Genomic DNA, 12694 nt, shown 5'->3' on the forward strand with positions numbered 1-12694 from the left:
CTCACGCGTCGTACAACGGCCTCATCACTATTCTCAGCGTTCCCGGAGCCGTGAGGGCCCGCAGCCGCCGTTGCCTTCGACACGCCTCAGGGGCGCGGGCCACGACCTCGCCCCCGCTCGGAGCCGCACGCCGCACATATCAGCGTTCGACCTCGGAGACCTCGGGACGCCAGCTCATGCCCTTGAAGGCCCTGGTGACGAAAGCGACGACGTGATCGGTGATCCTCACCAGCGCCACCGACAGGCCGAAGACGATGACGCAGGTCGCGACCAGCATCGTGTAGCGCTGAACCGGAACGAAGCCCGCCACATTGATCTTCTCGTAGAGGACCATGATGACGACGTGGTGGACCAGGAAGATCGGGTAGGAGTACTTGGCGATGAGATCGACGAGTACGCGTACCGGCTGGATCGCCACGTAGCGGCCGACGACCACGAGGATGAGGAAGGCCGAGATGCCGACGAGCGTGGTGGCCACGTCCTCGGGAATCTCCTCGGGGAGCATGGCCGAGACGGCCAGGACCGCTGCAGCGGGAATGACCACGCCCCAGTGAACCCGGCGGACGTAGAGGACGAAGTAGCTGCCGAAGGCCAGCTCGGGGAGTCTGGTGGTGAGGATCATCGCCGAGGAGTAGCCCGCGAAGTAGCGCTGCATGATGATCACGGTGGCGGCGTAGGCCGCCAGGATGAGAACGCCGGTGATGATCGGGAAGCGGTCGATGGCCCACAGCAGCAGCGGGAAGACGAGGTAGTACAGGAGGATGAAACCGAGGAACCACTCCCCCAGGAGGTAGGCGGTGCGCACCTGGAAGTTGGCAACCAGACCGTCCACGCCGAGGACTGTGAAGATGAGGGAGCGAGTCGGGGCGCTGTTGGGCGGCCGGCCCCCGGTCGCGACGAAGAAGTAGAGCGTCGCGAGGATCCAGGCGGTCCAGAACATCGGGTAGATGTTGAGACAGCGCTTCCAGTAGAACCGTTTGAGATTGATCGGTCTCCGATAGGTCACCGTCAGGGCGGCCCCGGAGATGATGAGGAACAGGGAGACGCCCAACCCGCCCACATAGATGCCGAAGGGGAAGTTGGTCAGAACGTAGCCGCCATCAGCCAGGTAGGGGTTGTTGAAGTGGGTGAGGACGATGAGAAGCGCCGCCAGGGCTCGGACCAGGTCCAGGTAGAAGATCCTGGTCCGCTTCCCGGCGACCGGCTTCGCAGCCGCCGCTCCCACCGACGCGCCCGTCTCGGTCACTCCCCGATCCCCCTGACTCGGCGGTAGGCGCCCTTGAGGGGCGAGCGCACTGCGGCCGGGATCCAGCGGCCGACCTGCTCCTTGACCTGCTGACGAGTGCTGCGAGCGCTACGGACCCGTTGGATCATTCGCTGCTCGGCATCAACCCCCCAGTGCTGCGACACCGCGGTGGTGAACTCCCTGGTGTAGAACGACAGATTCGTCAGCTCGATCCGCGCGAAGGAGTCGGAGAAGAGCCACCCGCAGAAGTAGCCAGAGGCCTGCGCGACATAGCCGTAGGCGCGCTCGATGGCGTGGAGGATGGTTCCGTCGATGTCGTTCGGCTCGGGCGGGAAGTCCTCCCACTGCCAGTCGTGGTCGAAGAGCGGCTTGAGAGCGGCCGGCCGGAACCAGAACATGGTGCCCAGCGGGGCGATGACCTCCTTGTGAGCATCGAGCGGGACGTTCAGGTTCAGCTCCTTCTCCAGGAGCATCTTCGTGCGATCGAAGTTCGGCCCCCAGCTGTAGGAGTAGATGGGGAAGTAGTCGGCATGGTTGGGAGGGGTCGGCGAGAGCAGACCGAGCCGGGGCTCCGAGTCGAAGGTGGCGACGACGTTCTCGACGAACTCTCGAGTCGGGAGGAGATTGTCGAAGCACTTGCGGGCGAAGCCCTCGCCCACGGTGTAGGGGCTTAGCTGGGTGACCTTCTTGTCGTGCATGAAGCAGACCAGGTCGTAGTCGTCGACGATGTCCTTGCACCCCACCAGGAGCGCGCTGACGTCCCGGCCCCGATTCTCGATGACACGCACGTCCACGTTGTAGGGCAGGTCCTGGCACGCCCGCTCCACCAGCTCCGCCTTCTCCTGGGAACCGACGGTGAGGATGAGGTCCGTCCCCTCGGGCATGGACCGGGCGTAGGCGAGCGTGGAGTCCAGGAGATCCATGAAGTACAGGTGCGCGATGAGGGCGACCTTCTGCTGCTTCGGCTCGCGAACCACCGCCTGCGTGGGCAGGACGTAGGTGAGCTGGAGGTTCTTCACCAGGTCTGCCATGTTCATGGAGCGCAGGGCGTTGTCCCAGATGAGGTTCGTGTCGAAGTCGGTGTGGTCGCGCAGGTACTCGTAGAGCTCGACGGTCGCGTTGCCCACGGCCTGGTGAAGCACGTCCTCGTAGCTGTGGAAGAAGGAGCGGCGCTTGAAGATGGGGCAGCGCCTCTCCGCAATGAGCTGCTTGGGGGTGAAGAGGATGGGCTGCAGGGTGAAGCCCTCCAGGTCCTCAGTATTGACATACACGTCGGAGACGAAGCCGAGCCGCTCGAAGCGCTGCGTGAAGGGCGCCTCGTGGAGCCCCACGGACTCCTCGTAGGAATTGATCTGAGGCAGGTTGTCCCAGTAGTCCTGGAACGCCTTGGAGGAGACCAGGGAGCGCCGGTAGGCGTGGAAGTGGGACTGAAGATGACGGGGCAGGTACCCCTCCAGAGAGTGCCCGAAGGGGTCGCCGGGGGCCAGGTGGAACCAGGTAATTCCCCAGAAGTCGATGTCCCGCCCCGCCATCTCGGTGAACATCTCCTCGAAGGGGTGCACCGGCCCCATGATGGTGGCGTTGAACAGGACGATCTCGTCGAACTCGACGAGCCTGTCCCAGCCGTAGCTCTCCATGGCCGTCTTGTACGCCCAGGCGTCCAGCCCCTTGTTCTCCCGAAGGATGATGTTGTCCGTGAAGGCGGTCAGCCTGGCATAGCTCTTGGCGGTCAGCTCACCGTTGACGACGATGACCAGCTCGGAGAGGTTCTTGACCATGTCAGTGAGCAGGGTCTCCACGTAGGAGTCCACGATGCCCTGAGCGTCGAAGAAGAAGAAGATCCCGAGTCGCTTCGGGTCCTGGCCGAGCGTTGCCATAATGTCCCTTCTGGGCAGTGGTTCAAGCCGCTCACCATGACGGGAGAGCGGAGGAATAGGGTTTCTCCGGGCGCGTCAGCCCGCGCTTGAGGCGAGAATACGGCGGATCCTCGTCGGGTCGCCCCATACACCGGGCGAGTCGTAGGGCCGATCCGGGAAGGCCCCGTACTCCAGGGTCATGTCCAGGTCGTTGTCCCGAATGTAGGCCTCGACGCGGTCGGCCAGGGTCATCGGCTCGCCGGTGCAGGCGTTGATGATGCCGTCGACCTCGGTCTGGTCCACGATCGCGGCGATCTGCGTGGCCAGCTCATCCACGGAGATGAAGTCGTAGCGGTTCTTGCCCGTGGTGAAGGGGAAGGTGGTGCGCCCCTCCTCGGCGGCCTCCAGGAGCTTGGAGAAGATCGAGTTGCCGAACTTGTCGTCACCCACGATGTAGTAGGCACGGATCCACTGGGCGACGGCGCCATGCTTCTTGGCCGACAGGAAGGTGGTCTCCCGCAGTGCGTTCTTGGCGATGCCGTAGAGCGAGGCGGGGTTGCAGGGGGAGCTCTCGTCAATGGCGCCCTCCCAGTAGCCGACCTCATGCATGGTCCCCATGACGGCGAGCTGCTTGAGACCGCCGGCGTACAGGTTCTCAATAAGACGAACGTGCTTGGCCAGGTCGTCCATATGAGCGTTCGAGGCGTGCTTGAAGCCGTCGCGCCAGGCCATGTGCAGGACGACGTCAGGACGCCCCATCTGGTCATAGATATCGGCATCCCCGGAGAAGAGGTCCAGGGAGAGCCTCTCAGCCCGCTCGTCGACGCCGTCGAGTCGCAGGTCGAGGGCCTTGACATCCAGGCCGCGCTCCAGGAGCGCGGTGACGACGTGGCGACCGATGTAGCCGCCTGCTCCAGTGACGAGAACTGTCTTTGCCATGGCTCCGGATCCTAACAGGTGCGGTCGCGGAACGATCACTTGGTTCTGCCGCTGATGGACATGAGGAGATCGCCGTTGACGGTCGTTCCGTTCTCCGTGGTCGGGAACTGGTCGACCGCGGGATTGATCTCGACGACGGCGCTGCCGCCCTCGGTCAGCTCACTGGTGATCCTCACGGTGTACCTCTCACCAGCGCGCAGGACGAGTCCTTTGGCCGGGAACTCGTGCAGACCCTCGTGGAGGGAGTTCGCCGGCGCCGCGGTCTTGAAGACCCGGGCACCGGAGGCGTCCGTGACCTCGACGTTGACCACCGAGGAGTCGAGCCACTGGATGTCTCCTGCCAGGAAGGCGATATTGATGGAGCTGACCTCCACGGTCGACGGCAGGGTGACGGTCTCGGTGACGCTCGCTCCGTCACCGAGGATGTTGACGCCTCCCGGCTGGGGGGTGTCGGTGACCGCTGAGTACGCCACCGGAACTGCCGGCACGAAGTAGGGGATCAGCACGAGCGCGCTGAACGCCGCAGGCATGGTCAGGCGCGACCAGGCCGCGGAGCGCGGGACCCGCTCGCCCCGCCCCAGCTTCTCCACCATCTCGGCGCGCGGGAAGTTGATGAAGAGGATCGCCAGAACGCAGGCGATCATGAAGCCGACGATGAAGGACCCCTGCCTGCTGATTCCCATGACGTCGAGGAACTGCGCGGGGTTCTCATAGCGGGGCTGCGCCGTCGGAGTGGCCAGGTGAGGCAGAAGCAGCTGATCGAGGATCGACCGGTCGTACATGGAGAAACCGGTGAAGGTGTACATGAGGAACAACGCGGTTCCAACGCCCATCTCAAGAGCCGAGTTGAGCAGCACGTGGCGCGGGTTGAGGAAGATGATGAGCACCGCGAAGGGCGAGACCATGACGGCCCAGTAGGGATTGAGCGGGACGACCGTCGCGAAGACGAGGTAGATGGCCAGGCAGATGTAGACCGCATCGGCCGCCAACGCCTTCGTTCCCTGAGGGCAGCGCAGGTAGGCGAAGATGCCGATCCCCACCATGAACACCACGAAGATCGGGATCATGCTGCCCTGCCACGGGACCCCCACGGCAGTGAGCCTCTGAAGCATGCTGCTCATGAATCCCCCGGTGGACGCCTTGTACGCCACATTGCCGTGGTAGATGGCGCGGCACCCGACCAGGCCGATGAGCCCGACAACGACCTGGAGGGCCACCACGCGCAGCCGCTTCTCCCTCAGTAGCAGAAGCGGCACGAAGATGAAGATGGCGAAGAGCTTGAGCGTGTTGGCGATCGCGAACCACAGCAGGAACCTGCCCAGCCGGCCGCGCAGGTAGGCGCGCAGCCCCAGCAGGATGAAGACGATCATGATGATGTCGTACTGGACGATGACGAAGACCGGGACGAACAGCGTCATCGAGGACAGGAAGAAGAAGGCGACCCACTTGCTGCGCTGCCGACCGACGCCGAGGTCACGAGCGATGTCCACCAGGACCTTGGCGGCGACGAGGGCGGCGAGCACCATCATGGTCTTGAGCCACAGCTGCGCCGGCGTCGACAGCAGGTACTGGAAGCCGGTGATCCGGTATAGGACGTAGGTCGGCAGGTTCCACAGCCCGAAGAGCAGGTAGAGCGGAATGTCGTAGACCGCTGGGTGACCGGTCGACGTGTGCTCGATCGCGATCCGGTAGAAGTCGCCGATCCGCCCTTGAAGAACCGCGTCCAGGAAGTTGAAGGAGTGCTCGAAGGTGGCTCGTACGTCGCCGTAGAGGAAGAAGGCGTAGGCGCCGAGCAGAATGACGCCCAGCAGCGCCCAGTCCACGAGACCGGGACGTTCGGTGTCGTTCCACCAACGGCCGAGACGGCTCCTCACCACGCGCTCGATCACCTCGCGCCCACGATCGACCTCCGAGTCGAAGCGCGCACGCAGACGCGAGCCGGCGCCTGAGGCAGGAAGAGTCTTGGTACCGCCGGACGCACCGGCCGACTGCCCGTTCTTCTCCTGCGCCCGCGTCTCCGGCGTGGAGTCGTGATCAGTTTTCTCAGCGTTGTCGTTCCCTGCTTGACCCGTACTGTTCTTCGCAGCTTTACCGGACACGAGAGCCTGCCTGTTCGTCGGAGTGATGGACGGCGGTCGCCCCGGAGGAGGCACCGAGACGCTCCAGGAGGGCTTTGCGGGAGATGAAGTTGTAGATGAGCACGATTGCCGTGGCGATGATCTTCCCCAGGAAGGGACTCATTCCGGCGAGGTCGGCGCACACATAGAGGATGAGGGTGTTCAAGCCCAGTGCGACCACGTTGAGCAGAACATACAGCGTGAACTCCTTGAGGACACTGACGTTCTCCTGGGCCTCGAACACGTAGCGCCTGGAGAGGATGTAGTTGAGGACCACCGAGGTGGAGAAGGACGTCGCGCTGGCGACGAGGTGGGGGACGCCCAGCCCGTACAGCACGGTGAAGAGGCCGAAGTCAACGCAGAAGGAGATGCCGCCGACAACGAGGAAGCGCCCGAACTGAAGAACGAGGGGGCGCGCTTTCTCCTGGAGGGCGTTCAAGAGATGTTCCCACCGGGACGTCCCTGCGACGGGTTACCCGCCTCCGGCGACGCCGGGCCGCCCCCGAAGCCCGACGACCCCTCAGAGGGACCGAAGTTGAGGCGCTCACCTATCACCACGCGAGGCTTGCTGACAACGCGCCCGTTGATGCTGAGGATGTACTCGCCCAGGATCCCGATGAAGAACAGCTGGATGGATCCGAGGAGGAACAGGCCCACGGTGCGGGAGGCCTCACCCACCGGATAGGCGTTCCAGTCGATGAGCTTCTTGATCAGGACGAAGGTCGCCAGGCCCAGGCAGATGATGCCGACGAAGGTGGCCACGAATGTGGCCATGCGCATCAGAAGCTTGGTGGAGCTGGTGATCCCCTGCATGGCGAAGTCGTAGTTGCGCAGGAAGTTGAAATTCGACTTCCCCCGGGAGGACTGGGCCTGATCGTACTGGACGATCTCGAGCCCGATCCCGTACTCGGCGACGACCGTCTTGAAGTAGGGCTGGATATCGCCGATCTGCCTGAGAACATCGATGAACTCGGCGTCGTAGAGCCCGTATCCGGTGAAACGCGCGATCTGAGGGGTGTCGGCGAACCAGTCGATGAGCTTGTAGTAGAGGTGACGGCACCCCGTCATGATGAAGCCCTCGTCAGAGGATCTCCGCTGCCCGATGACGACCTTGGCCCCCGCCTCCCAACGGGCCACGAACTCCGGGAGGTTCTCAGGCGGATCCTGGAGGTCACCGAAGAGCATGAAGGTCGCGTCCCCCGAGCCGTAGGTGAGAGCCGAGAAGACATTCCGGTGAAAACCGAAGTTACGGGCATTGAAGACGGCCTTCACCCGCTTGTCCTCATCCGCCAGAGCGCGGATCGCGTCGCGGGTACCGTCCGTCGAGTAGTCATCGACGAAGATGATCTCGTAGTCGTATTGCGGAAGACGTGTGCGAAATACCGAGTTCAGGCGGTCGTACATCAACCTGACGCTTTTTTCCTCGTTATAACTGGGAATGACGACGCTGATCTTCTTCATGGACAGGTCAAGGTCCTCACGTGACTCATTGATTGAGGCCGGGGCTCCAACAGGGGATCCGAGGGGCATACCCGCCCATGCCGGCAGGAGGTGCGGGGAGCACCTCACGATATGCTAACACCTCATTCATTCCCCGCCGTCTCTCCGCCTTCTCGGCGACGGCGACCGGCTTCGCGAAAACGCCTGCCGGCGGCCGTTGCGGCCCGCGCCAGGTCCGATGCTCCACCGGTCAGATAACGGTAGGCGGGTTTGAGAGCACCACCCACGTCAGGGTGGTGAACATCGACGTAGGAACGCACCCGGGCACCGACTCCGGCCTGAGGTCCGAACCGCGCCTGGAGGAACCTGACCTGCTCGTCGGTGTAGGCCGGGAGGTCCGCGGTGACGGCTCGCTGCTTGTAGGCCAGGGACCCGTATAGCCGCCCGGCCCAGGCCGGGGTGAGCACCTCGCGGGGGTGGAAGCCGCTGGACATGGCTGCGTAGACGGTCAGCAGCTCAAGCACCTCGGCGGCTCGGGCCTCCCTGAGGCGCTCGGCCGACTGCTCGGGACCTGCGACGGCCCGCTCGGTCAGTCGCACGAGCTCCTTGGCCCCCTCGCTCAGCGTGCGCAGTGCTTCGGGGCGGGCCATGAACATCGCGCCGACCGGAACCACGGGGGCGACCGGATCCAGCTCCACGGTCAGGCCGAGCCGGCGGGACAGCGTCTTGGCGGCACCGGCCAGCCCGTCCCATGTCGGTCCACCGTGAGCCTGTCCGATGTGACTGGCGGCAGGCATGGCCACACCGAGGCCGGGGTGACGCTCGAAGAGGTCGATGAGGCCGGCCGTGTATCCCGGCGAGGCCAGTAGGCAGTCGAGCACCTGCCGGCGGGCGACGTCGTCGGCCTTCGACTCGGGACCGCTCGGCGACCCCACGGTGATCCGCAGGACGAGGTCGCCACCACCGTCGGAGCCGGTGGCGCGCCCAGGATCCCACAGGTCGCCGCACTCGGTGAGGAAGGGGATCGTGCCACGCGGATCGAGATCCCGCACCGCACGGAAGGCGACAGCCGCGCCCCCCGGTGCCGCGGCCTCGTCCGCTGGGCGGCGACCAGTGAGACGCTCCAGGTCGGCGGCATCCAGGTGCGTGGGCGAGGTGACCACCACCCGCCAGTGCGCCGGCAGGCTCGCCAGGCGCTGAGCAAGACCATCGGCCTCGGCGCGCTCGACCCCCTCCCCTCCGGCCGGGACGTGGACGACGACGCAGCCCGAGGGCGTCGGTGCGGTCGATCCCGCCTCCGGGTCGGGCTCATCCGGCGCAGGGGCGGCCTCAACGACGACCTCGGTGAGGCCAGCGTTGACAATGAGGTCACGGGCGGGAGCATTGTGAACGACGTCGGACAGGATGAGGTCCTCGCTGTAGCCCGCCCGCGCAGCATCCTCCAGCAGCTCCCCGCCGACGACGGCCTGCCGGTCCTGGTGGAGCGGGTCGTGGAAGAGGGCGCGACGCTTGAGCAGGGGGCAGCCGTCGGCCAGCAGTGCCGGGGCCTCCTCGATGGCCGGGTTGTCCGAGCGGTAGCGGTCCACGGGGAAGGCGACCTCCCAGGTGTGACCGAGCTCGGCGAAGTGGTCGGTGAAACGCGACTCGTGCCACTGGATGGAGTCGCGGTAGGAGGAGACCGGCGGCATCCGCTCCCAGTACTCACGGAAGGCCGGAGCCGTCAGCAGCCTGCGGCGCACCGCGATCCAGTGGGACTGGATGTGTCGGGGCAGCTCTCGCCTGGCGAGGAAGGGGTGGGGACGCATGGCCGCGTGCTCGGTCATGCCCCAGAAGGAGATGTCGCACCAGCCCTCGGCACGGGTGAGGACCTCCTCCCAGGGGCGCAGAGGCGCGTAGCAGGTGTGGTTGGTCAGGATGAGCTCGTCGAAGTCGGCGAGCCGGTCCCAGCCCAGGTGCTCCAGACCGGCCCGGTAGGCACCGGCGTCGAGCCCCTCATTGGGGCGCTGGAGAACCTGGTCGCAGCAGGTCTCCAGCCGGGAGCGGTCGGCGTCACGGATGGGAGAGTTGGAGACCAGCAGGATGTGGTCGGCATGGGGGCGCAGGGAGCTGAGCGCGGTGACGACGTAGTCACGGACCTGATGATGAGGATCGAAGTGGAAGTAGACGAGTCCTCGGTTCATGTGGAGGTCCTCCCCGGCAGGTGGTCGACGAAGGCAGCTGGTAACGAAGCGGCGAGGCGGCCAGTGTCTCATGCGCTCCTGGCCGCCCCGCCGTTCGTCCGCTTGCGGGATGTCAGCGGATAGTCACCTTCCCATTGGGTGCCACCGATATCATTCCTCTCTCAAAGGGCTGGGTCGTGGTGCCGTCGGCCTGGTGGACCTCGGGGCCGGCGGGCAGCCCCACCTTGGAGCGCTCCCAGCCGGAGGCGGCCCATGCGGTCAGGATCGAGCCGCGGATGAAGCTGACCCGGCCCCCAGGACGCCAGTAGGCGATGCCCCCCTCGAAGATCTGGTGACGGCTGCCACCGACACCGGCCACGCCACCGCTACGCGGGTAACCCATCGACCCGGTCTGATACCCGTAAGCACCCCAGGCACTGAGCACCGGCTCCCCCACGAACTGCGCACCGGTCGCCGGACTCCAGTAGCCCACACCACGCTCGAAGCGCTGGAACACCCCACCCTTGGAGGAGGCGATCTCATTGGAGGTGGGCAGGCCCATCCAGGAGCTCTCCCAGCCGGAGGCGGCCCATGCGGTCAGGATCGAGCCGCGGATGAAGCTGACCCGGCCCCCGGGGCGCCAGTAGGCGATGCCCCCCTCGAAGATCTGGTGACGGCTGCCACCGACACCGGCCACGCCACCGCTACGCGGGTAACCCATCGACCCGGTCTGATACCCGTAAGTACCCCAGGCACTGAGCACCGGCTCCCCCACGAACTGCGCACCGGTCGCCGGACTCCAGTAGCCCACACCACGCTCGAAGCGCTGGAACACCCCACCCTTGGAGGAGGCGTAGACACCGGTGGTGGCCGCTCCGATCCAGCCGTTGGCGGGAAGGGCGCCGCGCAGGGCGGCGGCACCCGGATGGTTCTGGGCGACGGTTGACGGCGCGCCACCGCCTCCCCCCTGCGAGGCGGAGCTCTGCGACTGCGCGATGGTACGGATGGCGCCGAGCCTGGAGTAGCCGACGTTGCCGGGGCAGGTGGTGTAGCCGACGTCGCGGTGCCCGAGGATACGGGGCATGGAGATGGTGGATCCGGCCTGGTAGCGCTCGGTGGTCCACACGTGCAGGCCCGCCCAGCCGGCGACATCCGAGATGCCGGCCCGCTTGAGGAACCATCCGGCCATCTTGCCCACGGAGCTCAGCTGAGCGTCCGAGGGGGACACCGCGCTGTAGTCCCCCATCATGGAGATGCCCATGGTGCCGGTGTTGACGCCTCGGGCGTGCGCCCCGACGCTCATCTTGCCGGCCGGTGCCGCCACGGAGCCGGAGCGCCCCTCGAAGACGGTGCCGAACTTGTCAACGAGGAAGTTGTAGCCGATGTCGCCCCAGTCCAGAGTGACTGCGTGGTAGTAGTAGATGCCCCGCACGATGGAGGCGGACTGGCCCGATGAGTAGCTGTTGGTGCCTGCGGTGTGGTGGACGACGACGTGGCCGGCGCTCGCGTACTCGGGATCCCAGCTCATGTAGGAGGCATTGGCTCCCCACTCGGCTCGGGTGGTCACCGGAACCGGGAGGCCGTTGGCGGTTGTCGCAGCCGGTGCGACGACAGGCGCAGCAGCAGGCGCGGCGACCGGCCGGCTGACCAGCGCGGGGCTCGTGGACAGCGCCGTGGCAGCCGGGTCCGGCTGCGCGCCCTGGGACTGGAGGGCGGCCTCCTCGATGACGGGGGTGGGGGCGGCCTCGGTGGTCTTGAGGTCATCGGCCTCGAGGGTCTCCTCGCCCTGGGGCCGGGAGGGGACGAGGGCCAGCCTCAGTCCTGCAGGAAGCGAGCCTCCGACGACGGAGGCCTGGATCGCATCGGCCCCGCCGGTGACGAACTCCCCCGTGCCGGGGGTGGCGCGGTCGTCGCGGCCGGCGTCCGCCGCCTCGTTGAGGTACCAGGGCGACCAGGTTCTGTTCTCCCTCACGCGCAGGTAGATGCGTACGCCTTCGGGCAGGTCGGTACCGCCGGTCCAGGTGAAGCCGGCGACGAAGAAGCGGTCGACCTCGAGCGGGTCGGTCAGAAGAGCGGCGTCCGCCTGCGGGTCGGTGGCTGCCGGCAGGATCGACGGGATCGGCGCACCTGCCGCTCCCGTCGTCCGAGCGACGGCGGGCACGGAGCCGGTTGCACTGAGCACCGTCGCCGGAAGCACCGAGGCAGCGTCACCGGAGCTGCTGACGCTCTCGGCCGACGGCGTTGACGTCCCGGACCCCGCCCCGCCACCAGGGCCCGAGCCCGTACCTGGTCCTGCAGAGGGCTGGACGTCATCGAGCCCCGACTGCGCGACCTCGGTGGCCTGACCGCTGGAGGTGGTCAGGTCGAGGATCTGAACCGGGGCGGGGGCGTCGGTCTGGCCACCGGAGTCGCCGGTGTCAGGCGCGGCACCGGCCACGGGGGCCAGCCCTGACAGGAGGAGTGAGGTCAGGGCGATGAGCCCGGCGGACCGGTGCGCGCACGTGCGAGCACCGCGACCACCGACATGACCACCGACATGACCACCGACATGACCACCGACATGACCACCGACATGACCACTGAGACGATGGCCGCCGTGAGGGACGATGCGGCCAAGAGCGCGAGGGACGTTCATGGGGTTCCTTTGAGGTGATACCGACGGGCGTCCATCAGGCCTCACCATCGGAACCGACGACGCTGCTCCCTTGAGAGGCACGAAATCAAATTTCTGAGCAATTTCCGGGAGATTACTGATAGTTTACTGATAGTTACGGGAGGTGACTGACAGTGCGGAACGCGTCGGCGCTCACGATCCTGGCCACCGCCCACCCGCCCCTCGTCTTTTCTTGAGAGACCGCGGTATTGCCGCCTCACGGCGGGACCATTGCAATCTGGTCTCACCGCCACTGGCGACCTCAGCCCGGGGTGCGAGAGGCA

At 66.1% G+C, this 12694-nt stretch carries 8 protein-coding genes; all 8 read right to left on the bottom strand.

What is annotated here, in order from left to right:
• Nucleotides 1–139 precede the first annotated feature (139 nt).
• The gene (locus FBF36_RS10155; protein WP_009733913.1) at nucleotides 140–1246 is read right to left on the bottom strand and encodes an acyltransferase family protein; all 1107 of its coding nucleotides are present in this window, start codon (nucleotides 1244–1246) and stop codon (nucleotides 140–142) included.
• Nucleotides 1243–3123, bottom strand: coding sequence for a rhamnan synthesis F family protein (locus tag FBF36_RS10160; protein ID WP_009733912.1), 1881 nt, complete (start codon nucleotides 3121–3123; stop codon nucleotides 1243–1245). The genes FBF36_RS10155 and FBF36_RS10160 overlap by 4 nt, the downstream gene beginning before the upstream one ends.
• 75 nt (nucleotides 3124–3198) lie before the next feature.
• Nucleotides 3199–4041 (bottom strand): NAD-dependent epimerase/dehydratase family protein, encoded by an 843-nt coding sequence (locus FBF36_RS10165; protein ID WP_009733911.1) that lies wholly within the window; start codon nucleotides 4039–4041, stop codon nucleotides 3199–3201.
• A 35-nt stretch (nucleotides 4042–4076) separates the two neighbouring features.
• A complete protein-coding gene (locus FBF36_RS10170) occupies nucleotides 4077–6140 on the bottom strand; it encodes a membrane protein (protein ID WP_034490931.1) in 2064 nt (687 codons plus the stop codon).
• Nucleotides 6130–6597, bottom strand: coding sequence for a GtrA family protein (locus FBF36_RS10175; protein ID WP_009733909.1), 468 nt, complete (start codon nucleotides 6595–6597; stop codon nucleotides 6130–6132). The genes FBF36_RS10170 and FBF36_RS10175 overlap by 11 nt, the downstream gene beginning before the upstream one ends.
• Nucleotides 6594–7619, bottom strand: a complete 1026-nt coding sequence (locus FBF36_RS10180) for a glycosyltransferase family 2 protein (RefSeq protein ID WP_009733908.1) — start codon at nucleotides 7617–7619, stop codon at nucleotides 6594–6596. Before FBF36_RS10180 ends, FBF36_RS10175 begins: the two co-directional genes overlap by 4 nt.
• 122 nt (nucleotides 7620–7741) lie before the next feature.
• Nucleotides 7742–9778 carry a rhamnan synthesis F family protein gene (locus FBF36_RS10185; protein WP_009733907.1) on the bottom strand — a complete coding sequence of 679 codons (2037 nt, stop codon included), beginning with the start codon at nucleotides 9776–9778 and terminating at the stop codon, nucleotides 7742–7744.
• Between the two features lie 112 nt (nucleotides 9779–9890).
• On the bottom strand, nucleotides 9891–12392 hold the full coding sequence (locus FBF36_RS10190; RefSeq protein WP_138137473.1) for an N-acetylmuramoyl-L-alanine amidase: 2502 nt from the start codon (nucleotides 12390–12392) through the stop codon (nucleotides 9891–9893).
• Between the last annotated feature and the right edge of the window lie 302 nt (nucleotides 12393–12694).

Source organism: Actinomyces sp. oral taxon 171 str. F0337, from assembly GCF_005696555.1.
Taxonomy (GTDB): Bacteria; Actinomycetota; Actinomycetes; order Actinomycetales; family Actinomycetaceae; genus Actinomyces; species Actinomyces oris_E.